The sequence below is a fragment of the Mycoplasmopsis gallinacea genome, from assembly GCF_012220205.1.
Taxonomy (GTDB): Bacteria; Bacillota_I; Bacilli_A; order Mycoplasmatales; family Metamycoplasmataceae; genus Mycoplasmopsis; species Mycoplasmopsis gallinacea_A.
This window is the reverse complement of sequence record NZ_CP047225.1, coordinates 756,721-783,230: the sequence shown is the minus strand read 5'-3', so window position 1 is coordinate 783,230 and position 26,510 is coordinate 756,721. Positions and strand designations below refer to the sequence as shown.

The following is a 26,510-nucleotide window of genomic DNA, read 5'->3' as shown; positions in this document are numbered from 1 at the left end:
AAACAAAAAAAAAAAAAAAAAGAAGTAGAAAGTTTAAATGACATCTCTCGCAAAGAGTTTAATGTGTTTTTTAGAACTTTTTAAGATTTCGTCAATATTAAATATAGATTGTTTTTATGCAAGAATAAATTGTAAAAACTAAGCATAAAGATATAAAAAATTAATTCAATATTTTGTGATAAACAATAATTAATATAATCAATTTAATAATCAAAATAGTGTATAATAAAATACACTCTTCTTACATTGATGTTCCACTTTCATCAAAATTATCACAACTTTTAATTACTGATTTACTTTTTCAAGCGCTGATTTTAGAAGATTCAAACTTTGAAAACAAACTTCATAATTCAATAAAAGTGATTGATCAACGATTAGAAATCCGAAAAGAAAACATATCAAACAAAATTCACAAGAAGTAAAACTTTTATTAAAGAGTATTTTCTTTCAAAATGTGGTTTTTCCTGTTTTAATGTTTTTTCTAAAATGACCTTTTTAATTTTGCTAGTGTAAGTAATAGATAGATTAAGGAAAATGCAATTTTAAGCATAAATTTAATTGAGAAAACTTTATTTTGTAATAAAAATAAGGTAATTTTTCATATTTTAATTTTTTCTTCCTAAAAATAGTAAAATTTAAATGTATAACTAGTATAAAAAGAGGTCTATTTATTATGAAAAAGTTTAAATTATTATTAACTATGGCACCAACTTCAATGGTGTTTACACCTTTCATTCTTACTTCATGTAATGAACCAAAAACTGAAAAAGAAACTACACCGAAAAATACAACTGGTGAAACAACAAAACCTGAAACAGCTACATCAACTAATCCAGCTTCATCAAACAATGGTAGTTCAAACGAAACACCTGCACCAACTAATCCAAGCACAGGTGGAACAACAAATCCAGAAAATCCTACTCCTGAAAACCCAACTAACCATGAAAACGGCAGCGGAACAAGCGCTTCAGCTGATACATCTACACCAACTACTCCTGAAAATGGAAGCGGATCCGCAACAACAAACAATTTAATTGATTCTACAAGTCAATTTGACTTTAATTCTTCATTAGATAAAGAAATGTTGAAGAATAAAATTTTAGAAAATCAAAACGCAACAGGAACAAAAAAACCAAACAATTTTGTTTATGATAGAAAAGCACAAAAAGTTTTAATCGCCCCTCAAAAAATCAATTGAAAAGAAAGTAGTTCTTGACCAGTTATAGCAACTGTAAAATCATCTTTTATTGGTTCAAAACAATTAGTTAATGCTGAAGAGCCAACATATACAGATTCAAGCGGTAAAACAAAACTTAGTTCATTTTTAAATGTAACAATTGAAAACAATGTTGCTAAATTTACATTTAAAACCGCTATTTACAGCAATTCAGGAAATCATACAATTGATACAGAAACACATTACTTTACTGTTGATTTAAATAGTTCTTCTGCTTCATCAAGTTCAAATAGCAATACACCTAATACAACAGAAGCTACAAACCCTCCCAGTAGCAGCTTAAATCAACCTAATACATCAAATACAACAATTCACTCTTCAAACTCAAACATTAACTATCTATACGATAGTTCGAACAACTATTACGCTTCACTTGAAGGGAAAAGAGGTTTAGAATTATTTCAAGCTTTAACAAAACTTCAAAAATCAAAATCAACAAAATTCGGATACGGAAATTTAGAAGGTTTTTACAATGGTTCGAATTCTCCGTTTAGAGATAAATATTATGAAAAAGATGGTTCTTTATTAGATATTTACTCAGAAAATCCAGATGGCATAGATCCTTATGTTTATCCTGATTATAAATTCGATCAAAGAGCTAAAAAAGAAGGTGACGGGACAAATAGAGAACACATCGTTCCTCAATCTTGATTTAACAAAGTAGAACCAATAAGATCTGACCCATTCTTTGTTTGACCAACAGATATAACCGTAAATCACGACAGAGAAAATTTACCTCATGATGACGTATTACAAGAAACGCAAATATTCCGTAATGGTGCAAAAAAAGGAAATAACAGTTTTGGAAGCGAGGTTTTTGAACCAGTAAATGCTTTTAAAGGTGATATTGCTCGTGCTTATTTTTACTTTATACAAACATATAATCAAGATTCAATTTTTTATAGTGACGCAAATAAAATATTTATAACTTCATTCCCTTTTATGAATAATCATTATTTAAATGTGTATTCAAAATGAAATAGTGAAGATCCAGTAGATCAATTTGATATTGATAGAAATAATGCAACTGCAGCAGTAACAAATGGAAGAAGAAACCCTTTCACAGATTACCCTAATTTAGTAGAAAATCTCTTTGGAGAAAACCCTAAACCATTCCATAATTTAGGCGTTTTAGTAGGAATTAAAGAAAATAGTAATTAAGAGTAAATTAAAACACCCAAATGCAAAAGGGTGTTTTAATTTCTCTCAATAATTTCTCCAGTATCTAAGTTGATAATGGTGCTGGCTTTACCATTAGGCTTTCCAAAATCAAACACATTGGTTACTTGCGGAAATACAACTTTTGCGTCTTTAATATCAATTGGACTCATTCCACTTTTATTAGCACTAGTGACGTACATAGGTCCATTTTCTTCTAAGAATTTTAATAACTTTGCATTATTAGGCATTCTAAAACCTTGATCATTAATAATAATTGAATAAGCTCCTGGTCAATATTTTAAGGCCGCTTCTGTAGCTTTTTCATTTCATTGATTAAAAGACTGAGCCATTTTGATTGATGAGACTAAAATCATGATTTTTTTCTCAATTGGTCTATTTTTAAGCTCAAAAAGTTTGCTAATTGATCCGGAAAATACTTTGCAACCTATTCCGCAGACAGTATCTGTGGTAAAAATATAAATATCATCATAATTTTTATTCATAATAAATCCTTTTTAGATAAAAAACATACCTTTAGTGCAAAAATTATAGCACTTTAAAAAGGTATGTTTTTACTTTTCATTCTCTTCATCAATATCAAGTTGATCAACTTCGATATCTCCAAAGATTGATTTTCTAACTTTGTTAAGTAATTCTTTTTGACCTTTTAAATTGATTTTACGTTTGTTTTGGTTTATTTTTCTTTTTATCTTTATTGTTTCGGTTTACTTGATTATTTTGCTCTTCTTCATTTTCTGAATCAGCAACAAAGGTTCTTGAGTTAGTAAAATTAATTTTAGTTTTACCAACTACACTATCAGGTTTTTCATTAGTTAAAATAAAGGCAGAGATGATAATTGGATCTCTACGTTTTTCTTTGTAATAAAGAGTGTTTAAACCCCCAAGTTTCCCACTTGTGGGATTTTTTTATACTCTTTTTTATCTAGTCAAATTAATCGCTTTAATTGTCTTTATAATTTGACTCGGAACTAAAGGATTTCCAAATAAAATAACAGTTCTTTTCATGCTTTGTTTTGTGCCGCTTATTGGCAGTGTGCACGGAATAGGGATTGAAGGATTTTACTGTAATATAGTCAAAAAAGAATTAAATTAGCAATCAAAGCAGTTATTTGCTTATAAATTAGAAAAGTCACACGCAAATTTAATGCGTGTGACTTTTTTGTGTCCATTGTGTAAAATAATAATGCTAAATAGAAAGGACACATTTTTATTATATGAAAAAATTAATAGATTTATCTAAACAAAATATTATTTGTGTAAAAAATAATGCTGAAAACTTCCGTCACTTCATCATCAAAGAATCTGATGATGAGATAAAACGTCTTCACTCAAATGTTTCGTCTAAAAGGTTGCTTAGAGATAAACAAATATCTATACTCTTAATGTGGGAAATTATTTTGAAAGTTCTATTGTTGAATTCAGTATCAAAAGCGGCGAAATATTTTGGTTATCAATCTAGAACGGTTAAGCAAAAAATGGAAATAATGATTGAAAAAAATGACTATCATAAAAGCCTAAAAAATAAAGTTATTTGCAAAATTTGCGGATCTAAAATTTTTATAACTAAATTTCTCTCGTTCAGAAAACTATCAAATCATTTGCTTAGTTATAAAACCAAAAGGTTAATGATAGTGTCAGAATCACAAAAAAATAAGTGAAGTCACTTTAAGAAATATTGAAACGATGTAACTAAAGAATTAAGAAAAAAAGCAAGCAAAAACTCTAAAAACATTAAATGTAAAATGTCTGTTAAGTTTATGATTAACTCGTTTAAACAAACAAATCAAAATGCTTTTTGTCCTACATTTAGCACAGTTTACAAAGCTCTAAAGCAACAAAGAATAAAACTTTCTTTTGACCCGCTTTTATATTTATCAAGAGGTGGTTATACAAAAACTACATTAAAGCAAGGTAAAAGGTCATTGATACACGCTAGAGACGTAAAATATAGACCTAAAGAAGCAAATTTAAGATTAGAAAAAGGTCATTTTGAAGCTGATACAGTAGTTGGTAAAAGAGAAGATAAGTTTGTTCTTTTCACACTTTTAGATCGTAAAACTAGAGAGTTATACATTGCTTTAACAAAAAGAGATGCAAAATCAATTAACAAAGCATTAAGGATGTTAATAAGAAAATACAATCTCGAAATAAAAACCTTAACAGTAGATAACGGTAGTGAAAACACACTTCTTCATAAAGTGGTAGGTAAGAAAAAGTTATTTAAATGTAAACCTTATGCTTCGTATCAAAAAGGTTCAATTGAAAATGCTCATAGATACATTAGAAGATTTATTCCGAAGGGTAAAAGTTTCAATTCACTCACACAAGAATACGTGTTTTGAATCAAAGAACAAATCGATGAATACAAAAGAATATTAGCAATAGAAAATTAAAATTAATATCAATAAATGCTAAGTTCAAGAATGATGACCTAAACCAAATTTATGTGAAGAAAAACTATTTTTTGTGTAAATATCAGTTTAAATAAGAATAGTCTTGTAATGACAGTCTTTTGTTACAAATACATTAATTGCGTTGGCACGCGGCCTTCTCTTCTTTTCTTTCGGAGAAAAGAAGCAAAAGAACTTCAAAATTCAAATTAATAGCAATAAAAGAAAGCTTGGTATTTAAGCGCTAAACTAGATTTTTGTGGTTGAAGCCCATTTGATGTGTAATGTCAGTTTATCGCTGTATTGTTCTATGTCTATCTTTTGTTACAGATTCAAAGATTGCGCTGCCGCACAGGCCTTCTTTTCTTTCGGAGAAAAGAAGCAAAAGAACTTCAAAATTTATAAGAAAACAAGCCACAAGGGCTTGCAATTTTGATTTTACCTTTGTCAGTATTTATTCATTTTTAGCTCTAATTTTTTTATAATTTAAACATTAAAAAAGCATTGTTATTTTTTTGACACTTAACTTGCGCGTCACTTTTCCAATTTTTAGCAGTTATTTGCTTTGATTTTGTTTTTTTTTTTTTTTTTCTATAATATAAAATTAGGGGGCAAAATGCAAAAACAAATTTTAAAAAACAAAAACATGAAATATTTTTTAATTGGATTAACATTCATTTTTCTAACATTTTTATCACTTTATTCAATTTCAGACAATACATGAGCTTGACAAACAGGACAACTTTATCAGAAAATTCTAGCTATTGGCTCAGGACTTTCTGGTGTTTTCGGACTTATTTCTACTTGATATTTTTATAAACGTAAAGCATTGGCATTTCCATTTGGGATAATACATTCACTTTGCTTTGGGTTATTCTGTTTATCAGTCAATTTGACTGCGGATTTTATTCTAACCCTATTTATTTTTGTACCTATTTTTAGCACATTATGATATTCAATGGTTATTAATAAAAAAGTAAAAATGTTTATTTTAAATATTTATTCAACTATTTTCTTTAGCATTGTATTTGTTATTTTCTTTGTTTTATTCTATTTTGTTACGCCTATCGTCAACCTCGGTTGAGCGAAAATTTTAAATCAAGAATCTGCTGAATACGGCAAAAACTTTAATTATTATTGAACAGCAAGAATTATAAGCACAACAATAAATGCAGTTAGCGCTGTAGCTCTTATTATGATGATTTTAGGTTTTTATCAAACCTGAGCATTATGAATTGTTAAAAACTTGCTTGCTATTGCGTTTTTTAGTGGAATTGGATTTGTTTCAATTTCAGTAGTTGTTATTAATGTTTTTTATACTTGTTTAAGTATTTATATTTTCTTTAAAACCAAAAACATTAAACCTAAAATTTTAATTGCTTTTGGAGGGCCTGGTGCAACTGGAAAAACAACAGTTATTAATAATTTAAGTAGTTTTTTTAAAGAAAATGAATTTGAACTTCTTGATGAAACAAGTTTCATTCAATCTACAAAACAAAACGAAGCATATTTTGTTAAATATATGGAGGATATACCTCAAAGAGCATATCAAACACAAAAGTTATTTTTCAAATATAGAAGAAAACAGCTTTATAGAATGCAGCTAGCAGATAGCAATTACATTATTGATAGATATCCAATTGATGATATGTTATTTTCTGAAGTGCACATTAAATTAGGTTTCTTTAGTAAAATACAAAAAATTAAATGAAAAATCATTGAAATTTTAACAGTGCTTTTACTTAAAAGTGTAAAACCTCTTGATCATTTCTTTATTATTACAGCTGATTATGAAGAAATTAAAAAAGAAGACAAAAAAGAAGTGGACAAGATAAATCTAGAGAAGCTGAAGCTCTTCCAAGAAATGATAGATTTTTTGCTGAAGTAAGTAAACAATATGAAAATCAAAATTCAATTTATTGAAAATGTTCACATAATAAAAAACTTGTTAAGAATTTACACATTATTTACAATGAAGATTCAGAAAAAACAGCAGATGAGATCAAAAAAATATTAAGAGATTCATTAGAAAGGTAAATTCATATGGCTAATTCTAACATCACTAAAGAAAAAGCAGAAAAAATTTGAGAAAGTTATTATGGAACTCAAACAAGAGTAAAGGATTTTGCAGGAAGAACAATGAATAAATCTGCTTTTAATAATCGTAAAAGCGCATTTGGTTGAAACATTCATCATGTAAAACCTATATCATTAAATGGAAGCAATGACATTGAAAATACAATTCCTGTTCACATCTTATCAAATTCAGAATTTGGTGACAAAAATAGTGCAAAGGTAAATGGAACATTTTATCAATGACAAAAAATGCCAGGAAAAAGAACAGCTGGTATTATTTATGAATTGGGTGAAGATGTTATTTTATCACCAAATAAAAAGTTTATTAAAAACAAAAAATAAAATCATTTAAAAATTCTAGGTTTCAAGCCTAGAATTGCTTGAGTGTAATCTCCAGTGCAACAAAAACACCACAAAAAAATTTTAATAAATTTAAAGGAAACAAAAACACAAGAAAAAAGCGTGGCGTGTAGTCATGCCTTTTTTCTTGTGTTTTTGACCTCCCGCGTTGCAATGCAAATTACAATCTAGTTTTCTTAATATATTACATATATTAAGAAATTCAAAAAGTATGAAAAAATGCCAAAGTGTCAAACTTATGAAAAATATAAATATCATCATAATTTTTATTCATAAGAAATTCTTTTTAGATAAAAAACATACCTTTAGTGCAAAAATTATGGCACTTTAAAAAGGTATGTTTTTATTTTTCGTCTTCTTCATCAATATCAAGTTGATCAACTTCGATATCTCCAAAGATTGATTTTTTAACTTCATTAAGTAGTTCTTTTTGACCTTTTAAATTAGTTTTACGTTTGTTTTGCTTTGGCTTATTTTTCTTTTTATCTTTATTGTTTCGATTTGCTTGATTATTTTGCTCTTCTTCATTTTCTGACTCAGCAACAAAGGTTCTTGAGTTAGTAAAATTAATTTTGGTTTTACCAACTACATTATCAGGTTTTTCATTAGTTAAGATAAAGGTAGGGATGATAATTGGATCTCTACGTTTTTCTTTGTAATAAAGAGTGCTTAAACGCTCAATAACAATTTTTTCAAGTTCAGCAATAGTTCAATTCTTATTATTTTTAATGTGATAAAGCACAGCACCATGTGCTACACGTTTACTTTCTTCAACAAGTTCTTTTGAAGTTTTGACAAAGAAAGCTCCTCTAGTGATAATTTGTGGACGAGTTACAATTGAGTTTGTTTTTGCATCAATTACAAAAACAATATTCACAAAACCACTATCTTTAAGTTGAATTCTTTGTTTTAAAGTATCACTTGAAAGAGATAAAACGGTATTTCCGTCAATATACACTGGCCCAAAATCAACTTTTTCATCAGTTGGAAAAATTTCACCTTTAAGCATATTGTAAACTACACCCTTACGGATAATAATTACATTTTCTTTTTTAACACCATTTTCAATAGCTGTATTTCCATGTGCTACAGACATTCTAAATTCTCCATGATAAGGAAGGAAGTATTTAGGCTTAGTTAATTGGAAAATTTTATCATGCTCATAACGGTAAGCGTGCCCTGAAGTATGTAAATATCCATCAACACCATTTTCTTTGATGATAGCTCCAAGTTTATATAAACGGTTTACAAGAAGTTCAATGATCATTCTATTCCCTGGAATTGGACTTGAAGAGAAAATAACAACATCACCTTTTTCAATATTAATTGAAGCATGTTTTCCATAACTCATTCTTGATAATGCTGCAAGTTGTTCACCTTGAGAACCAGTTGTTAAAATCACTAAATCAGAAGGTTTAGTATTTGGAAGTTGTTTTTTATCAATAATAACACCATCAGGAACATTGATATAACCTAATTTACGACCAATTTTAATCCCTTGAATCATTGAACGTCCAAAACAAATAACTTTCTTTTTAAGCTTTACAGCAAGGTCAATAATAACTTTTACCCTAGTTAAGTTAGATGCAAAAGTTGTGATAATGATTTTCTTTTTAGCATTAAGCATATGAGCTTCAATATCAGTTAGTATGTCACTTTCGCTTGGCGAATGTTTAGGACGCATTGCATTAGTTGAATCACTTAAAAGAGCGGTTAACCCTTCTTTTCCAATTTGGTCAAGTCTAGCAAAGTCAGTTAAATTTCCAATTGGGGTATAGTCAAATCTAAAATCACCAGTACACATAATTGAACCATTTGGAGTAGTAACTCTAATTCCGAACGCATCTGGAATTGAGTGCTGCGCGGTTCAAAAATCCACTTTACATTCATTATTAGCAAAATGATAAACATCAGCTTTTTGCATCTCGATAAATTCGATAGGACGTGTAATTCCATGCTCTTCAAATTTTAATTTTAAATACTGAATAGCAATTCTAGGAGCAAAAATTTTCTTAATTTTTGTTTGTTTAACTAAATAAACAACTCCACCAATATGATCTTCGTGACCATGAGTGATAAAAAGACCTTCTATCTTTTTACCTTTACCATTTAAATACTCATAATTAGGGATAATTCCCTTAACTCCTGTGTTATAAGTATCTGCAAATTTAATACCTGCATCAATTAAAAAAATGTGGTTTTTGTGTTCAACAATCAGAGTCGATTTACCGATTTCTTCAACACCACCTAACGGAATTATTCTAGTTGCTTCCATAAATACTCCTATAAAAATTTAAGTTAATAATTATTAATTTGAAAATAAACATTGGTACATATTAAAAAGTTTAAATACAGTTTATATTATAATATAAATATGACTTTATGGGGAAATTAAATAATTTAATTTCGTTCCTAAAAGCTACTAAAAAGGAGAAATATGAGAATCATAAAAGACCCAATGTCTAGCAATGAATTTTTCACAAAATTCAAAGAAGAAATGATGCCTTTTATCAAAGAAAATGTTGAAAAGCGTATAAAGGACCTGAGGTTGCAAAAGCAAGAAAAGGAAGAATAATCGGGATTATTGCTGTTATTACTGGATTTTTATTTTTAATATTATCTTGCGGTTTTTGCACTTAATAAAACCACTTTTGGAAGAGTTGTTTTAATAATTTCATTAATTGGACTGATTGCTTCCATAGCTATAGCAGCTATTTTCTTTTGAATTTACAAGAAAAATAAAGACACTATTAAAAATTCAATTCTTAGAAGCTTAAATGAAGATTTTATTTATAATAAAAGCTTTCAAATTTTCGGAGATGATTTTAACTATTTAACAAGAGAAGAAATCGGCGCATTAAATAGTCAAGGTGTAGATACTAATTTAGAAATTACTAAAGAAGAAATGTATTACCACAATGTTTCAATTCCTAGTGATGCAAAAATTATTGACATTACACCACCTAGAAAACTTTTACTTCACAATAAATATATGGTCGTTACTCAAAATGTGCTTTACCGTTGAGTTGAAGGAAGCGGAAAAAATCAAAGAGAACGCAATAGATGAAATTCATATATAAAAGTAGATACATCAATTTTAAAGGACAGACAATTTAACTTCACTTTATTCCGTGGAAACAATCCATTAGGAAATAAAGTTAAACTTGAAAATGATAGATTCAATAAAATTTTCAAATTAACAACTAATAATGAATTAAAAATTAGACAAATGTATACTCCTTTAGCAATGGAAACTAGCGTTGCTTGATACGATAAAGAAAGAAAAAATGTTAAATTCCCAGAGCCTTCTATTTCATCAATAGCAAGCCGTGAATATGTAATGTTTTCAAATATTGGTGAAAAAGGATTTATGAATTTAGATTTTGCTTTCTCAGTTAAATCAGAAAAAGTTTTTAAAGCAATTGTTAAAGATATTTATTCAGATTCATTTAGCTTTTATTACTTAATTGCATTTTTACACTTTTCATTATACTTATAAATTTATATTTATCGATAATATGGCACTTAAGGAATCTTCCTTAGGTGCTTTTCTATATAAAAAGCAAGCCTTAATAGGCTTGCAAATATTATTTTTCGTTAAATCATTCAAAAGCTTCGGTAACATTATCAACTTGACCTACAATAGTGATTTGGTCATTTTCAAAAAGCTCTAAATCTCCGGTTGGACGCATTGGGGTAGAGTTTCTTTTTACAAGAATTGCGGTAATTTCTCTTTCATTGAAATTAAGTTGAGAAAGCTTTTTGTTAAATAAATCTGGATTATGTAATGATGTGGTTCCAAAGACGAAGTTATTTCCAATTTCTTGTAAGTTTTGGCTATATTTAATAAAATTGGTATTAGCAGCAATAAGTGCTGTTCTTACTCCTGCTTCATGTTCAGGACTAACAATAATATTTACACCAATTTGTTTAAGAACCCTTGCGTGGTTTCTGCTTTTTGATCTAGCAATGATGTTTTTTACTCTAAGCTCTTTCAAAGCAGCAATAATTTCAATATTATCTGAAACAGCAACAACCACGGTTTCAACTTGGTCAACACCAGCTCCTTTTAAAGCTCTAGTATCAGTTGCATCAGCAATGATGATGTGATCAACTTCGCTATTATAAGTTTTAACATTTTTCCTCTTCACGGTCGATAAGTAAAATGTTTTTGTTCATTTTTAAAAGTTGTTCAATAACAGCTGAACCAAAACGACCTGTCCCAATAACACAGATATCGTTAGAATATTTAATTTCATTTTTTCTCCTATCCAATTGCAACATCATCTTCAGCATATTCATAACTTCGATGGTTATTGCGTTTTCTTTTTCACACTAATAAAGTTGAAGAAATTCCAAATTGACCAATAAACATCACAATTAAAATGGTTATTTTGGAAGCTGTATTTAAACTTGCTGTAATTCCGCTACTTAAACCAGTAGTTCCAAAGGCACTAGCTACTTCAAAAGAATATGTTCAGTTCCATAAACAGGAACTTTAGATACATCAGCTTGCGAAGCTGATGTAATGATTTTACCACCATAATCGCTAAATGAACTAAAGCAAATAAAGCAGGCTACAATTACAATGATAAAGGCAATTCCAAGCACTTTACTTGACATATCAACTGTATCTTTTTAATAGCTCTTTTGAAAATTCTAACTCTTGGTTTATCTACAACCATATTGAAAATTGACATTAAAAACACACCGATTGTAGTAGTTCTTACTCCACCACCTGTTGATGCTGGCGAAGCACCAATGAACATCATAATCATAAAAGTGATTGTTGAACCAAGTGAAAAGTCTTTAAGATGAACTGTGAAAAATCCAGCACTACGAGTTGAAAAGCTAGTGAAGAAAATTCCAAATAAACGGTTAAATACATTTCCATAAAAATAATTTTGGCCGCTAGAATCAAGCTTATTTCACATACTTTCAATATTAGTAGAAGTAAGTTCAAATCCTAAGCTAGTTGCAAGTCCAAATAAAAAGACTAAAAAGTATACGCTAAGAGATAATTTAGTAAATAAAGTAAAATGATATCTTGATTTTTTACGCTTAATTTTGTGTGAAAAATACCCTTTTAAATCAAATAAAACTGGATAACCTAAACCACCAATGATAAAAAGTGTAATAAAGCAAATTTGCACAAAATAATCTGTGTAATAAGGCATTAGCGAAAAGCCAGACATAATGTCAAAACCAGCATTATTAATAGCGCTAATAGTGTGGAAAAATCCAAATCTAAAAGCTTTAGCTCAATCTCCTTTTGGCGAATTAAGTCAAACTCCATTAGCGTCAATTTCACCATTTTTAGCTAAATATTCTTAATTCCGCTAGTTGTATTAATATCTGTAAAGTAAAAGTAAATGCTTAAAATAAAACCAAATAAAATAATGGTTAAAACTAAGAATTTAACTGCAGAAATAACTAATTTGCCAACTTTAGCTGAATCTGTTCCCCCTCTTTCACTTTGAAGGAGCTTCATTTCTAAAATTGAATATTTTTACGCCTAAAAATTCAGTTAAAAATGAAAATTTTTAGAGCAAAAATACCTACCCCACCTGCAAAAATTAAAATTGCAATAATAGCTTGCCCAAAGATATTTCAATGCTTGTAAGTATCTTTAACAACAAGCCCAGTATCACTAAAGGCGCTACTTGTTGTAAAAATAGCATCAATGTAGCTAATTGCTGTATTTCCAGAAGATGGGCTTAAATTTTGTGTTCAAGGACTTCATAAAAGCAAACTCGAAATGACGACAATTGCTATATAGACAAGAAAAAGGAATTTAAGATTTTTCTTGTTTTTGACGTGCTTGATCCACAAAAAATTGCATTTATTGAAAAAAGAACCAATTTTTGTTCTGTTTTTTCATAAACGTCATCTTTCTCTTAATTTCATAATTTTCCTTTATTAAAAGTAAAAAGCACAATTTACTGTGCTTTAATTAATCTTTTGCATTTGCATTGAACGCATAACTTGTCTAATTTGGCTTTCGCTTGCTTTACGTCCCCATTTGTTGGAACATTACACGAATCATTTTTTCTGAAATAGGTGGGTTTTCTTTAAGTTGCTTTTGGAACATTCTACGCACAAGGAAAAATGTTAATAAACCTGCAGCAACCGCAACCCCGATGATTACAAAAACAATCATAAGCACAAAACTTGATGTTGACATTTCAATCATTGCGACCTCCTTAAAATTTTAATATTAAATTGAAGTAATTTATTAAAACAAAAAACTATCTATTTTTAATTGTATTTAATTTTATCATATTCTGAAGTATTGAAATCTTCTAAAAATTTAACAAGTAAATCTTTAGCTGCAAGTAAATCACTAATTGCACATACTCCAATTGGGCTGTGAAGATATCTTTGAGGAAGTGAAATTGTAATAGTTGCTGCTCCACCTTTTGAATATTGAAGCTGTGCTGCGTCAGTTCCACCACCAGCTGCTACAAATTTATAAGCATCAATGTTGTATTTTTTAGATGTATTTACAAAGAAATTAACTAACTTTGGATCCATCATAGTTCCACCATCATGCACTCTTAAAGCAGCTCCTTTAAATAAAGCAGTTGTACCTGGAATAGTTCCAATGGTATCGTGGCTTGAAGTTGTATCTAAAGCAATAGCTACATCGGGATTTACCACGCTTACGGATGTTTTTAGCACCTCTGGTTCCTACTTCTTCTTGCACTGTTCATACTAAATATAAATTCACATCTAATTCTTTGTTTGCCATTTCTTTAGCAATAAATTCTAAAACAGTCACTCCAGCACGGTTATCCATTGATTTTCCACCTACTAAATTAGGATCCTTAAAATGAATTGTTTCTCCTGAAAGGTACACTCTATCACCAATTTCAACACCGTTATCTAAAGCATCTTGTTTATTTTTAAACCCAAAATCTGCGTAAATTTCTTTATTTGTAATTGCTTTTGATACTTTTTTCAGCTTCCATAATGTGAATTGATGTATGTCCAAATACACCATCAAATTTTTCACCAGCATTATTAATTAAAGTGGCTTTAGTGCCAACTACTACTGTAGGTCAAATTCCACCAACTGGTGTAAGGAGTAATTGTCCTTTATCATCAATCATTCTTACTAAATAACCAACTTCATCCATATGTGCAGCAATCATAACTTTAGGCGCATTAGGATTTTTTGATGGTTTATGGAAAATAAGTGAACCCATTTTATCTCTTGAAATTTCATAATTTAATGAACCAAGTTCTTTTTTAATTTCATCAACTACAGGTTCTTCATAACGGCTCATTCCATAAATTTCTAAGTACTTAATTAAACGATTTTTAAATTCTTGTTGCATGATTCTCCTTAATTTTTTCAACTTTGGTATAAGTCCTTTAATTTCTTTAAATTTATTATTGAATTTAACTAAATCTGAATTTTCATTAAAGCTATTTAAGATTTTTTCATATGGATACTTGTTACCAAATTGACTTGTTACTAAATTTATGCTTTCTAAAAATTGGCTATAAAGATCTTCAATATTTACAATTAATGTATGAAATTCACCATTATTTTGAAGTTCTGAATCTTTTAAATAGCCAATAAACTCTTTAATTTTTTGATTTGCAACTGAATCAGTTTGAGCAACAACAGTAGCTCATTCTTTAATGATGTTTCCAATTGCTTCTTTATGAGCAATAACTTTATTTTCGCCACTAGCATCAACTTGAATTTTTTCAGCTAGAGCAGCATAATCAATTTTATGAAGTTCTTTGTCATATCAAAAACTGTTATAGCTATCTAAAAGATCTTGCACACTTTTATCTGTGAAAAGATCATCAAATTCACGGTCAAAAACTAATTCAGAATTACCTTCAATAAATATTCTGTCATAATATTCCCTATATTTATTACTTGTTCCTGACGCACCTTCAAAAGAACGTTGGTTTTTTAAAGCTTCAAAATGGGAGTTAATTTGACTGAATCTATTGTAAGCATCAATATAAGTTTTAATAACATTTTCGCTTAGGTCAGTTTCGGTAAAAAACCTTTGAATAATTTGCTCTTTACCTTCAAATTCTTGATCATTAATTTTTGCATGCACTTTTTGTAATGCTTTAGATAAAGCAGTAACTTTTTCCATTATATTTTTATAATAAAAACCAAAATTTTTAGGTGAAGTTAGGCTGCCATTATCATATTTATCATCTCAGAATTTTTTAAAGTTTTCATAATAACTTTTTAATGATGCAATCTCTTTTTTTCAAGTAGCTTCTCTTTGTTTATCTTCTGTGCTAAGTTTTTTTTCAAAAGAACCGCAAGAAGCTGCAATAGCTACTGGAGCAAAAATTGCTATTGAAGTCAAAACTGAGAAAAGTTTATTTTTTCTGATTCAATTCTTCATCTTTTTTCTCCAATAATGTGCGAATAAATTTCAATTCTTTTAATTTTAACCTTCGATAAGCTCCAACTGGAAGCCCTTCAATTGTAAGTCCTGCAAATTCAATCCTTTTTAAATTTAAAACAGTTCGATCAACTAATTTAAAAAGCTCTTTAACGTGGTGATAAGTTCCTACGGTTAAAATAACAAAGTAGCTTTTATTATCAGCAACAAGCACGTCTTGCTTGCTTTCTTTTCCGTTAATTTGGACAGATGTATTTAAATACTTAAGCTCTTTTGGTGTTAGTGGCGAATTTAATCTAGCTCTATAAACACGTGGGATTTGATATTTTGGATGAATTAATTTATTCGCCATTTCCCCATCATTAGTCAAAAGTAAAACACCAGTTGTATCATAGTCAAGACGACCTACTGGGAAAATTTTATAAGGAGTATCAATTAAATCAGTAACGATGGTGCGATTAAAATTATCCTTAAGGGTGCACACTGTTTTAGGTGGCTTGTTAAGTAAAAAGTACACTTTTTCTTCTTCTTGAATTGGTTTTCCATTAACTAAAATTTCATCTTTAAAACTTGCTTTATCCCCAAGTTTTGCAACTTTTCCATTAACAACAACTCTTCCTTTTTTAATTAATTCTTCAGATTCTCTTCTTGAAGCAATCCCTGCTTGTGAAAGAATCTTTTGCAATCTTTCTTGTTCTACAAATCCCATTATTTTTCCTCTATTTTTAAGTATTTATCATAAATTTGTTTAGCTCGCTTATCAAACACTACACCTTTTTGGATGTTAAAATCATAAGTTAATTTTACTACTTCTTTAAAGCCAGCTTCAAAATCTTTAAACACAAGTTCTCTAATTTTTTGAATTCCAGGAGCTTTTCTTCCATGACAAATTTTATCTGCAATAAAAAGCACTTTATCTAAATTAGAAAGTTCATTTTCAGTCCCATCATCCATTGTAGTATGCACTTTAATAGCGTGTAAAATAGCTTCATTTTCTAGTAAATAATATTCTTTAGCTCACAAATACCCGCAAATTTGATGAAGCTTATGAGAAGCAATTCCATTATATTCAGGAGCGTAAGCATTAATAAAATCTCTTGAAGCTTCTTCACTTCATTCTTTAGCAACATCATGCATAATCCCAGCAAGGTAAGCGTCTTTAGCACTTAAATTGATTGTTTTAGCTAAATTAGCAGCAAAATCAGCACAATATAAGCTGTGCTTTGCTCTTAAAGCCGAAAGAGAATTATGAATAATTTCTTCAACGTAAAGACCTTTAGATTGAATGTATGTTTGCACCCTATCTTCAACCATATTTAAGTATCCTTTTTTGTACTGAGTTGAAGAATATTCAAAAATTGGATTATCTAAAATTTGCAATTTGTATTTTTTAGCATTGAGTTTGTTAAACTTCTTGCTTCTTTTAAATACCACCATATTTACAGTATCAACAATTTCATCAATATGCTCTCATTTGTGTAATTTAGGTAAATTATCACTACCAATTAAAAAGTAAAGTTGATCATCTTTATAAAGATTTTTAAAGTATCTAATGGTTTCAAAAGTATAGCTTACTCCACCTTTTTTAACTTCAAAATCACTTACTTCCATCCCTGGTTCTAGCACTAAATTAATCATGTTAATTTTGTCTTGACCCGAAACTGATTTACCTTTTTGTTTAAAAGGTGAAATTGATGTTGGAATAAAAATCATTTTGTCTAATTCTAGCTTTTTCATTGCATAACGAGCTATTTTAATGTGCCCTTTATGAATCGGGTTAAAACTTCCACCAAAAAGTCCTATTTTCATATTTCCTACTTTCTAAAAATTCTTCCGCTATGCGAGAATTTATTATTTTCACTATCACTATCATTTTGAAGTTGTAATTCTTTTGCAGTCATTAATTTTTTATTACCTAATTTACGATTAATTTGGTTTATCAAAGATGAAACATTACTTGATTGGTTTGTTTTTTTAAGCGTGCTATTTTTGTCAAATAAATTAAGGTTTTCTTCTAAATCAAAAACACTGATAAGCCCAGTAGCTCTAATTCCAATTCCTATAATTTTTGTCCCTTCAAAATTTTCAGTATATAAATTTCAAGCTATTTGGAAAATTTTATCATCACTATCAACATAAAAATCTAATTTCATTTGTTTACTTTTTCATTTATTTGAATCTCTTAAACGAACTACTAAGACAATTACATTACTAATAAGGAGTTTGCTTTTTAAGCGGTTTGCAATATTTAAACTAATATTTTGTAAGTGCTTACGAATTTCAATAATGTTTGTTTTATCATATTTTTTCAAAAGTTATTTCTTTACCGATGCTTTTTTCTTCTTCAAAGTCATTGCTAATTGTATCCATTATCTTTGGATCTAAATTTTCAAAGATTTTAATTATGTTAATTCCAAAAATATTTTTAAGCTCCAGGCTATCTTTGGAAAAATTCATCAAATCACCAATTTTTTCAATCCCTAGCTTTTTAAGCTTAATTACGCTAGCTTTTCCTATTCCGTGATACTCTTTAATTGGAAGACTAAAAAACTGATCTTGGTAGTTATTTTCGTCTGTATAACCAATTCCAAAAGGTTTGGAAATGTTTGTAGTCATTTTTGCAAAGAACTTACTATGCGAAATTCCAATGGTAATTGGAATTTTAAAAAGCTTCATAATTTGAGATTGAATTTTGAAAGCAAGTTCTTTTGCTTGCTGCTCATTTGAAACTAAATGTGAAACTTCAAGGTAGCATTCATCAATTGAAGCTACAAGCAATTTTTCAGAATATTTATCTCCAAGGTAGTTAAAAATTTTGTTTGACAAAGTATTAAAAAAATCAAACCTTGGTTCTTCAACTACTACATTTGGAACTTTCTTTTTAATATCAACAACTTTATCAGTTGTTTTAACACCCAAAACTTTTAATTCATAGCTCACTGACACCGAAATAGCATTAGGACGGTTATAAGCAATGGCAACTGGTTTGCCATTTAAAAATGGCTTTAAAACTCTTACAGCACTTACAAAATATGAGTCAAAATCAATATGAAAAATGACTGGTTTATTACTAAAGTTTTTCAAGGTTTTTTGGTGTTAATAAAGCACAAGCAACTCTATTTAAATGAGTTTTTACGTTAAAGAAAACTCATAAATCTCCAAGAGATGTCACTTGCTCTTCTGTAAGGTTTTCTTGATTAATAAATTGATCAAAAAGTGCATAAAGCTCTTTAATTTGGCTTCTTGTTTTATTTTTTACAAGGTTTAAAAACATCTCAGTTGCTGAAAGAAACACAGAACACCCTTTGGCTGTATAATCATAATCAACTAACACATCATTTCAAATTTAGCATAAAGAAAAATGTCATCGCTACATGTTTCGCTGACAAAATGAAACACATTTTTGTGTTCTTTAGCTTTTTTGTAATTTGACATTATAATTTCACGGGCATCATTTGGATTAAAATGCATAAAAATCACCTCCATTTGCAATTGCTTCAACTAATTTGTCAATATCTTCATAATTATTGTAAATACCTAGAGAAATTCTTAAATATGAATAAGAATCTTTGATATTTCTTAAATACGGAGCACAGAAAATCCCTGCAATTGTATATATTTCTTTAGTTCCAAGATATGTGGCTACATCTTGTGCATTAACATCTTTAACGTTAATTAAAGCAATAAAATCACCTGGTTTAGAAAAAAGTGCTACATTTTCAAGTTCAGACAATTTCTTATGCAAGTAGTTGCTTAAATCAGTTAAAATTGCTTGAGTTTGCTCATATCCTACCGAATTAAAGAATTCTAAAGATTTTTCAAACATGAAAAATCCAGCAATATCAGGAGTTCCTGGTTCAAAGAAGTTAGCTCCATTACGAGCAATTCAAATTCCATTTTTTTGGATCGCACTAACTGATCCACCCCCAAATTTAGCGGGTTTTAGGTTTTTAAGAAGGTTCGATTTAACCGCTAAAACACCCATTCCAGTAGGTCCATAAAACTTGTTGGTGCTAAAACGATCACATCAAAAACATCTAAAGATACTTTTTGATGTGAAATGGATTGAGCAGCATCACAAAATAAAATAACTCCATCTTGCTGAGTTTTACTTACTAATAAATCTAAATCATAATCGATATGAAAGTTATTGGTTTCATGGCTAATTGAGACTAATTTAGGCTGATGCTTATCATAATCATCAATTAAATTTTCAGAAATAATAATTTTAGCCCCGCTTCTTTTTCCAAGTTCAAGCCATGGGATAATATTTGAAGAGTGATTATAAGCACTAACTAAAATCACATCTCCTTTACCAACTTGCTCTTGGTACATATAACAAAAAAGGTTAATTGACTCAGTTGTTCCACTGGTAAAAATAATCTCTTCGGTTTGTCCATCAAGTAAATTAGCTACCATTTTTCTGACCTTAATGATTGTTTGATTAACCAAATTACCCCTCGATGTATCGGCAGTTCTTGAAGAAATGCTGATATTTTGGTAAAAATTAGTCATTGCGTCAATAGCAACTTGCGGTTTTAAAACTAGCGCTGCACTATCAAAATAAGTGATTTGATTTGCAACTGGAAAGCTTTTACGAATTTTAGTATTGTCAATCATCTTTATTTTATCTTTCTTAAAATTAATATAATTTTTTGATTATCAAAAAATGGATAAGTTCGAATTTGATCTAAAAAATTGTAATAATAAGATCTTTTTAAATTATTTGTAGGAATAACATTTTGAGTTTTATTGCTATATGGCTGCATTTTAAAAAATGGTAATTTAATTTGTTTTTTAAAAGCGCGATAAGTAAGCTCGTAAAAAACATAAAATAAAAAATTATCTACAAGGCTTAAATATTGATCTTCCTTGATAATTATGAACGTTTTTCTAAAATCGATCACAAATTCGTTAATTGATGGTCATTTATTTTTTGAGAAAAAATCATTAATGTTGTCTTTAAAATCAAAATCAATAACACCAAATGATTTAAAGATATTAAGGCAGTAAATAATCTTTCTTTTTCACATCAAAAAATAAATTTTGTATTTAAAACGTCTAAGGGCAGTTGCAATCCGGCTTGTGATTTTACTTGTGAATTTCTTCATTTTCAGCTTGATCCATTTTAATTGCATCAACTTCTAATTTAACTAAAAGTTTGTAGTAATTTTCGAGAATAGCATTAACGAATTTGTAAAGCTTAGCAGCTTTTGAATTAGGTTCATCTTTGTCATTTCCTAAAAATAACTTAGTAATATTAACAGCTTCATTAATTACAATTTTAGGTTGGATTGAGAACATTTCAGCTGCTGCATTAATTAAAATCGCTCTTACAAGCGGACTTACTCTTTCTCATTGTCAGTTTGTGTTAAAAAGCTTAATTAAAGTTGATTTTAAAAATTGATAGTTATTAGCAATTTTTTGTAAAAGTTGAATTTGATACTGATCTAATTCTGTGTGATTTTCAAAAATTTGCTCAATATTTAAACTTCTTTCTAAAAGTTCGTGTTGATAAATCACATTAATAACTTCAATTCTCGATTGGGTTCTTGTTTTCATTTATTACTCCTTAATAATATTATTTTAATTATATATTAATTTAAATTAATATATAAAATAACAAACTCGATAAAGCTAGAAAATGGCAAATTTTTGAACGGTATAGCTTTATTAATTTATTTTAAATTGTTTTGCTAATTTTTGTATAAAAAAAGCAAGCTAGGCTTGCTAAAAATTAGTTAAATACTTCTTTTGAGTTTGATTAATTTATCTTTGGTTATTATATTCTTCTAAGACATCGAATTATTAATAATTATTGTTAAATCAATCTTCGTCATCATTTTCTTCATCAAATTTTTCTGGTTTGTCTCATTTATCTTGGGAATCATCATCCACATTTAAGATTCCGTTAATTTCTTTAGTTTCTGATAAATCGCTTTCAATTTCAGGTCCTTGAACAAGATTTTCTTCCTCTGGAAAACTAATGACATCTTCATCTTGACTTGAATATCCGACAAATCCTTGTTCTTCTTCGCTAAATTCTTCTGCAAAATCATCATCACCTTCATCACCATCTGTAAATTGATCGAGGTGTTTAAGAGATTGTTCTAATTTCCCTTCAACATCAACGCTTTCTTCTTCAAGAATGAACTCTCCTGTATCTGGTTGTTCATTAACGTCAATATAAATCGGGCTTGGACTTTGATAATTATTTTGTGAACTTACTGACAAAGAATATGGGTCTTTGGCAACATTTTCGCTTGATGTTGCTGTAGCAATAATTGAAACTTTAAATAATTCAGTTTTATCTTGTGTTTCAACTTTTTGTTGACCAACAATACATTCAAATGGGTTATTTTCCGCTTTTGGGTCGATTCCAAATTTTTCATAAACACGGTTAACCGCATCACGAATTTCTGCTTGTGTGGTTTTTGAATCATGGGTAATGTTAATTAAAACTCTATTTGCGTTAGTAATATCGTTTTCATATAAACATTGTTCGAACGCTTTATCTACAGCTTTTTTAGCACGATCTGTTCCGTTACCTTTTCCAATTCCAACAGCTGTTAATCCACCGTTAGATAAAATTCTTTTTACATCAGCAAAGTCAATGTTAATTGTACCTGTGTTATAAAGAGCGTCATTAATAGCTAAAATAATGTTTTTAAGTGAAACATTAGCCATTTTGAAAAGGTCTTCAGCAGGCACTGATGAGAATTTTTCAATAAGTTTTTCGTTTGAAACAACGATATAAGCATCTACTTTTTCTTTAAGTTCATTAAGACCAGCTTTCGCTACTCTCATTTTTCTTGTACCTTCGTAAATAAAAGGTGTTGTAACAACAGCAATTGTTAAAGCTCCAAGTTTTCTAGCAGCATCTGCAATAACTGGTGATGCACCTGTTCCGGTTCCACCCCCAAGACTAGCTGCAATTATAATAACATCGGCTTTATCTAGCTTTGTTGTGATATCCTCAAGAGATTCTAGTGCTGCATTTCTCCCAACTTCTGGGTTACTTCCTGCACCTAATCCTCTTTTATCTTTACCAAGATGAATTTTATTATTACAGTTAACCTTATGTAAGGCTCCAAAGTCAGTATTTGCAACTAAAAATTCTACATTAGGGAAGTTTTCATTAATTGTCATTCCAACAGCGTTGTTACCTCCACCACCTACACCGATTACTTTAAGTGATAATTTATTTGCATCAACTTTGTTGAAATTTTTCATTTTATTGTTCATATTATTTGATTGTCTATCAAATGAACGATTTTCGAAATTCATATTTTACTCCCTTCCCTGATTTTTGGTTTATTTTCATTACTTGATTTCGTTACTTATTTTTGTTGTTTATTTTAAAAAACCTATATTTTTCTGTGTTAATTGTTCTACTAGTTAAAATAATTAAATGCGCTTTTTAACTAAAATAATCTTCGAACGATGCGTAATTTAGCACTACGTGAACGTTTGTTTTCTTCTAATTCAACCTTTGAAGGCTTTATTTGTTTAACAAAGTACTTATCTTGTATCATGATAGGCATCTTTGAAGGAATATCATTACGAGAAATATTGGCATAAAAGTTTTTGACAATTTTATCCTCGATAGAATGAAACGTAATGATTGCTAGTGTAGCTTGAGTTTTGAGAAGACTCAATGCATCATTAAGCATTTGTTTTAGAGAATCAAGTTCATTGTTTACTTCAATTCTTATCGCTTGAAAAAACTGCTTTAGCTGGATTTTTAGCACGTAGCATTTTTGCTGGGTAACAACTTTTAACAATTTCAACTAGCTGCATTGTAGTTTCAATTGGGCGTGAATCACAAATGGCTTTCGCAACTCGGTAAGCGAGCTTTACATCAGCGTAATTAATCAGGATCTTTTCCAATTGGGTTAATTCGTAACCATTTACAACTTCATATGCTGAAAATTCTTGTGTTTGATCCATTCGCATATCTAATCGTGCGTCTTTGTTATAGCTAAATCCTCTTTCTGAATTATCAACTTGTGGTGATGAAATTCCTAAATCAGCAATTATTCCGTCAACTTGGTATATATTTCTTTTAGCTAATTCTGATTTTATTTCTTTGAAATCACTTTTAATTAGCTCGTATCTATCTGAGACTTTTGATAATCTTATTCCTGCTTGTTCTAAAGCGAATTCATCTTTATCAAAAGCATAAAGTTTACCCGTTGTTAATCTTTTTAAAATTTGCTCTGAGTGTCCACCCATTCCTAAGGTAAGATCCACATAAATTCCATCTGGTTTTATATTTAATGCATCAATGGATTCATTAAGTAAAACGGAGTAATGTTCATTTTTCATAAATTAATTACCCCTTATTGTTGAGATAGCAATTGTGCTATATTAGATAATTCATCATTTGAGATTGAGGATTCGTGTTCTTCAAGAACTTCTTTTGATCAAAGTTCAACTATTGAACCTGTCCCGATAAAGACAACTTCTTTTTTGAGAGCTAACGAGTCAATAATGTGTTTAGGTAATGAAATTCTCCCTTGTTTATCAAGTTCGATTTCGAAAGTATTCCCCAAAATAAATCTTTTTAAGATTCTGACGTTTTTGTCAAATTCGGATTTACCATTTAAAATGTTAATGTATTGATTAAACACATCTTGACTTCTGATTTCGACGTTTTTATCTAATCCGATTGTTAAATAAAATTTTTCGCCTAATTCTTCTTTAAATGGTGATGGCAATACAACACGGTATTTATCGTCAAGATTTCTATTGTGTCTACCAAACATACCACTTCCTCCCACTCTCTACCAAAATTTTACAATATAAAATATGCCTTATTAATAAATAAAATTTATTTTTTTCTAAATGTGGAAATTTTCCATAGAAAAAATCAACTTTTTGGTGCCTTAAAATTGCTTAATTTTCTTAAAAAATAACCCTTATTATTAATAATAAAAACACACAGCAAAATTGGAATGAAATTCACAATTATTGCTGTGTGTTTTAGCTTATTTTATTTATGTACATAAATAAGAATTATTTGGTTCTAGTTAAAAATTCTCTCATATCAATTCATTCTTTAGGAGCTGGGAATGAGCCTGATGCAACAAAAAATTCATAGACACTATTCATCTGTTTAGTGTTTGCAATTTTTGCTTCATCAGGTGTAGCATAATGAATATCACGCTTAACAATATCAAAGGTGTTAGAAAGTGGGAAGTTTTTAATATCCACAAAATTTTTCACCTGTTCATCGTTTCATTTTAAAGCTTCTTTTAAGAAAGTTATTGTTGAAAGAATAACAGTTGTTGTTCCTTGAATACCATAAAGGTGAGTTTTTGATTCTCCATTTTCAGTAAATAAAATTGATTTATTATTTTTAATTTGCTCATAATCAACTGTAAGCATATTCTCTCAAGCTATGCTTGAATTTAAAAGAATTGCTTTATTTGCTAAATCACCAAGTAAGAAATTAATATATTCTTTTGATTCATTTTCGTCATACACTGGGTGCAATTTAAAAAAATAGTTGTATTCAGATACTGGATAAAGTTCTTCTATTTTTGCAAAAAATGACTTAATTTCATTAAGAGCATATTCTTGAGTTGCAAATCTTCACTCACCAGTTTTTTCATTTTTTCTAAAAAGTGATGAACCCATAAAAATTAAATTCTTTTTATTAGGGTCATAAACTTCTTTTCCTTGAATTACAAAATCTAAAAAAGATTTTTGATAAAGGTTATTTAATTTTAAGTAATCCTCAACAATATTATTATTTGGTAAGTTTAAATATTCATTAATTGTATTTGGATTTAAAGGGTATTGATGGATTTTTAACTGAGCTCAGTCAAGACCACGATTTCTTAATTCCTCATTAAAAGGTTCAATATATGAATTATTTAGGTTGAAAATCTTAATTTTTTCCTCTAAAGTGTAAAAGAAATGATAATTGATATCTAGCTGAACACCAGGGCTAGCTTTATGTTTATTTCAATAATCAAGAAGCTGCTCTTTAGTGTAATGAACTTTCTGGTTTTTAGCTCATTTAATGTAATTATCACGAATAAATTTATATGGTTGAGCATTACCGTCGCTTAAAAGTGTAATTTTGTTAGCGTGCTTAATAATTCAATTTCTTACATTATCATTCATACCAACAAATGAAATATCTGGAATATAAAAATCAAATAATTTAACTCCTTGAGCTAAATATGGAGCTAAGTATCTAACAAGTTCATTAAGAGTTCTAGGAAAAATGCTATAAGAAGTGTTGCTGCTTGAAACAAATTTTGTGTTACCTAAAATTCCAATTTCGCCATTTTCAAGATTTAAAGCTTTGTTTTCTCCAAAAACATCACCAAATTTGTTAAATAAATAATCAAAATTGAATCTTGAATTGTTTGTATTTGCATAATCAAATACTTTTTCATCAATTAGATAAATTGCATCATTGTATTTATCTAAGCCTTTTTTAGTTAAATTCAGCTGAGTTAAAAGTTGCATAAAGCTGGTAATAAATACTTGCGAAGCATTTCTGGCAAGAAAAACACTTGGATAATCATTTTGTGCTGATTTAAGTGTGTCTTTGAAAAATTCATAGTAAGGCATATCTTCAGTTGCTTTTAAAGTTCTTGCAATATCAAGCGAAATTACTTGTGAATTTTTCATACTATCATAATTGTATTTTATTTGGCTGTTTGCACTACCTTGACTACACGAAAAAGCTCCAAATGCAGAAAAAGAGCTAATTGTAAGTAGCGAAATATTTCTCAATCTTCTTATTTTTTTATTCATATTTTTCATTATATAATTGTTTTTTTTTTTTGTTGGGAGTGCTGTTATATTGCCCCAAATTATGGAAATACTTACACATTAATTGTCATAAATTTTATAAGC

At 29.0% G+C, this 26,510-nt stretch carries 27 protein-coding genes and 3 pseudogenes; 7 read left to right on the top strand and 23 right to left on the bottom strand.

Features of this window, described 5'->3' with window-relative positions; translation table 4 throughout:
• The first annotated feature begins 218 nt into the window (after positions 1–218).
• The gene (locus GOQ20_RS03155) at positions 219–422 is read left to right on the top strand and encodes a hypothetical protein (protein WP_167845368.1); all 204 of its coding nucleotides are present in this window, start codon (positions 219–221) and stop codon (positions 420–422) included.
• 278 nt (positions 423–700) lie between these two features.
• On the top strand, positions 701–2,398 hold the full coding sequence (locus GOQ20_RS03150) for an endonuclease (protein WP_167845367.1): 1,698 nt from the start codon (positions 701–703) through the stop codon (positions 2,396–2,398).
• A 35-nt stretch (positions 2,399–2,433) separates the two neighbouring features.
• Here GOQ20_RS03150 and GOQ20_RS03145 read toward each other — a convergent pair whose 3' ends face one another.
• Entirely contained in the window at positions 2,434–2,901 is a 468-nt protein-coding gene (locus GOQ20_RS03145; protein WP_167845366.1) for an L-threonylcarbamoyladenylate synthase, read from the bottom strand.
• A gap of 732 nt (positions 2,902–3,633) precedes the next feature.
• Between GOQ20_RS03145 and GOQ20_RS03140 the strand changes: the two genes are divergently transcribed.
• From GOQ20_RS03140 to GOQ20_RS03130, 3 genes are all read left to right on the top strand, one after another.
• A complete protein-coding gene (locus tag GOQ20_RS03140) occupies positions 3,634–4,812 on the top strand; it encodes an IS30 family transposase (RefSeq protein WP_167845067.1) in 1,179 nt (392 codons plus the stop codon).
• Between the two features lie 613 nt (positions 4,813–5,425).
• Positions 5,426–6,697, top strand: coding sequence for a nicotinamide riboside transporter PnuC (gene pnuC, locus GOQ20_RS03135; RefSeq protein ID WP_167845365.1), 1,272 nt, complete (start codon positions 5,426–5,428; stop codon positions 6,695–6,697).
• A 155-nt stretch (positions 6,698–6,852) separates the two neighbouring features.
• Positions 6,853–7,227, top strand: a complete 375-nt coding sequence (locus tag GOQ20_RS03130) for an HNH endonuclease signature motif containing protein (RefSeq protein WP_167845364.1) — start codon at positions 6,853–6,855, stop codon at positions 7,225–7,227.
• Positions 7,228–7,588: 361 nt separating this feature from the next.
• Here the strand turns inward: GOQ20_RS03130 and GOQ20_RS03125 are convergent, their stop codons facing one another.
• Positions 7,589–9,520, bottom strand: a complete 1,932-nt coding sequence (locus GOQ20_RS03125; RefSeq protein WP_167845363.1) for a ribonuclease J — start codon at positions 9,518–9,520, stop codon at positions 7,589–7,591.
• A 162-nt stretch (positions 9,521–9,682) separates the two neighbouring features.
• On the opposite strand from GOQ20_RS03125, the gene GOQ20_RS03120 reads away from it, so the two are divergent.
• Both GOQ20_RS03120 and GOQ20_RS03115 read left to right on the top strand, forming a co-directional pair.
• Positions 9,683–9,820: a hypothetical protein gene (locus GOQ20_RS03120; protein WP_167845362.1), complete on the top strand. Its 138-nt coding sequence runs from the start codon at positions 9,683–9,685 to the stop codon at positions 9,818–9,820.
• Positions 9,821–10,150: 330 nt separating this feature from the next.
• Positions 10,151–10,744 (top strand): DUF3137 domain-containing protein, encoded by a 594-nt coding sequence (locus tag GOQ20_RS03115; RefSeq protein WP_167845361.1) that lies wholly within the window; start codon positions 10,151–10,153, stop codon positions 10,742–10,744.
• Positions 10,745–10,832: 88 nt separating this feature from the next.
• Here the strand turns inward: GOQ20_RS03115 and GOQ20_RS03110 are convergent, their stop codons facing one another.
• The 21 genes and pseudogenes from GOQ20_RS03110 to GOQ20_RS03015 all read right to left on the bottom strand — a co-directional run bounded on the left by GOQ20_RS03110 (position 10,833) and on the right by GOQ20_RS03015 (position 26,408).
• Entirely contained in the window at positions 10,833–11,396 is a 564-nt protein-coding gene (locus GOQ20_RS03110) for a potassium channel family protein (RefSeq protein WP_318028575.1), read from the bottom strand.
• Positions 11,377–11,520 (bottom strand): NAD-binding protein, encoded by a 144-nt coding sequence (locus GOQ20_RS04815; protein WP_318028574.1) that lies wholly within the window; start codon positions 11,518–11,520, stop codon positions 11,377–11,379. Before GOQ20_RS04815 ends, GOQ20_RS03110 begins: the two co-directional genes overlap by 20 nt.
• 183 nt (positions 11,521–11,703) lie before the next feature.
• Positions 11,704–11,868: a hypothetical protein gene (locus tag GOQ20_RS04810; RefSeq protein ID WP_167845360.1), complete on the bottom strand. Its 165-nt coding sequence runs from the start codon at positions 11,866–11,868 to the stop codon at positions 11,704–11,706.
• The gene (locus GOQ20_RS03095) at positions 11,829–12,440 is read right to left on the bottom strand and encodes a potassium transporter TrkG (protein WP_318028573.1); all 612 of its coding nucleotides are present in this window, start codon (positions 12,438–12,440) and stop codon (positions 11,829–11,831) included. Before GOQ20_RS03095 ends, GOQ20_RS04810 begins: the two co-directional genes overlap by 40 nt.
• Positions 12,441–12,565: 125 nt before the next feature.
• Complete coding sequence (locus tag GOQ20_RS03090) at positions 12,566–12,736, bottom strand: hypothetical protein (RefSeq protein ID WP_167845359.1); 171 nt, start codon at positions 12,734–12,736, stop codon at positions 12,566–12,568.
• A 2-nt stretch (positions 12,737–12,738) separates the two neighbouring features.
• Complete coding sequence (locus tag GOQ20_RS03085) at positions 12,739–13,152, bottom strand: potassium transporter TrkG (RefSeq protein ID WP_167845358.1); 414 nt, start codon at positions 13,150–13,152, stop codon at positions 12,739–12,741.
• A 42-nt stretch (positions 13,153–13,194) separates the two neighbouring features.
• Positions 13,195–13,438, bottom strand: a pseudogene (locus GOQ20_RS03080) (YneF family protein).
• A 65-nt stretch (positions 13,439–13,503) separates the two neighbouring features.
• Positions 13,504–14,585: pseudogene (locus GOQ20_RS04860) on the bottom strand (M42 family metallopeptidase).
• Positions 14,586–15,606: 1,021 nt separating this feature from the next.
• Entirely contained in the window at positions 15,607–16,341 is a 735-nt protein-coding gene (locus tag GOQ20_RS03070; protein ID WP_167845357.1) for a pseudouridine synthase, read from the bottom strand.
• Positions 16,341–17,441: a nicotinate-nucleotide adenylyltransferase gene (locus tag GOQ20_RS03065; RefSeq protein ID WP_167845356.1), complete on the bottom strand. Its 1,101-nt coding sequence runs from the start codon at positions 17,439–17,441 to the stop codon at positions 16,341–16,343. Before GOQ20_RS03065 ends, GOQ20_RS03070 begins: the two co-directional genes overlap by 1 nt.
• A gap of 5 nt (positions 17,442–17,446) precedes the next feature.
• Positions 17,447–17,944 carry a DinB/UmuC family translesion DNA polymerase gene (locus tag GOQ20_RS03060; RefSeq protein ID WP_167845355.1) on the bottom strand — a complete coding sequence of 166 codons (498 nt, stop codon included), beginning with the start codon at positions 17,942–17,944 and terminating at the stop codon, positions 17,447–17,449.
• The gene (locus tag GOQ20_RS03055; protein ID WP_167845354.1) at positions 17,928–18,716 is read right to left on the bottom strand and encodes a Y-family DNA polymerase; all 789 of its coding nucleotides are present in this window, start codon (positions 18,714–18,716) and stop codon (positions 17,928–17,930) included. The genes GOQ20_RS03060 and GOQ20_RS03055 overlap by 17 nt, the downstream gene beginning before the upstream one ends.
• On the bottom strand, positions 18,703–18,966 hold the full coding sequence (locus GOQ20_RS03050) for a hypothetical protein (RefSeq protein WP_167845353.1): 264 nt from the start codon (positions 18,964–18,966) through the stop codon (positions 18,703–18,705). Before GOQ20_RS03050 ends, GOQ20_RS03055 begins: the two co-directional genes overlap by 14 nt.
• A 126-nt stretch (positions 18,967–19,092) precedes the next feature.
• Positions 19,093–19,617: an aminotransferase class V-fold PLP-dependent enzyme gene (locus GOQ20_RS04790; protein WP_318028569.1), complete on the bottom strand. Its 525-nt coding sequence runs from the start codon at positions 19,615–19,617 to the stop codon at positions 19,093–19,095.
• Positions 19,605–20,252 (bottom strand): aminotransferase class V-fold PLP-dependent enzyme, encoded by a 648-nt coding sequence (locus tag GOQ20_RS04785; protein WP_318028568.1) that lies wholly within the window; start codon positions 20,250–20,252, stop codon positions 19,605–19,607. The genes GOQ20_RS04790 and GOQ20_RS04785 overlap by 13 nt, the downstream gene beginning before the upstream one ends.
• A 2-nt stretch (positions 20,253–20,254) precedes the next feature.
• Positions 20,255–20,743 carry a hypothetical protein gene (locus tag GOQ20_RS03040; RefSeq protein ID WP_129620616.1) on the bottom strand — a complete coding sequence of 163 codons (489 nt, stop codon included), beginning with the start codon at positions 20,741–20,743 and terminating at the stop codon, positions 20,255–20,257.
• Positions 20,724–21,194, bottom strand: coding sequence for a transcription antitermination protein NusB (locus tag GOQ20_RS03035; RefSeq protein WP_167845352.1), 471 nt, complete (start codon positions 21,192–21,194; stop codon positions 20,724–20,726). The genes GOQ20_RS03040 and GOQ20_RS03035 overlap by 20 nt, the downstream gene beginning before the upstream one ends.
• A gap of 246 nt (positions 21,195–21,440) precedes the next feature.
• Positions 21,441–22,919, bottom strand: coding sequence for a cell division protein FtsZ (locus tag GOQ20_RS03030; protein ID WP_167845351.1), 1,479 nt, complete (start codon positions 22,917–22,919; stop codon positions 21,441–21,443).
• A gap of 137 nt (positions 22,920–23,056) precedes the next feature.
• Positions 23,057–23,960 (bottom strand): annotated as a pseudogene (gene rsmH, locus GOQ20_RS03025) (16S rRNA (cytosine(1402)-N(4))-methyltransferase RsmH).
• A 14-nt stretch (positions 23,961–23,974) separates the two neighbouring features.
• Complete coding sequence (locus GOQ20_RS03020; protein WP_129620612.1) at positions 23,975–24,400, bottom strand: division/cell wall cluster transcriptional repressor MraZ; 426 nt, start codon at positions 24,398–24,400, stop codon at positions 23,975–23,977.
• A 250-nt stretch (positions 24,401–24,650) separates the two neighbouring features.
• A complete protein-coding gene (locus GOQ20_RS03015) occupies positions 24,651–26,408 on the bottom strand; it encodes a hypothetical protein (RefSeq protein ID WP_167845350.1) in 1,758 nt (585 codons plus the stop codon).
• Between the last annotated feature and the right edge of the window lie 102 nt (positions 26,409–26,510).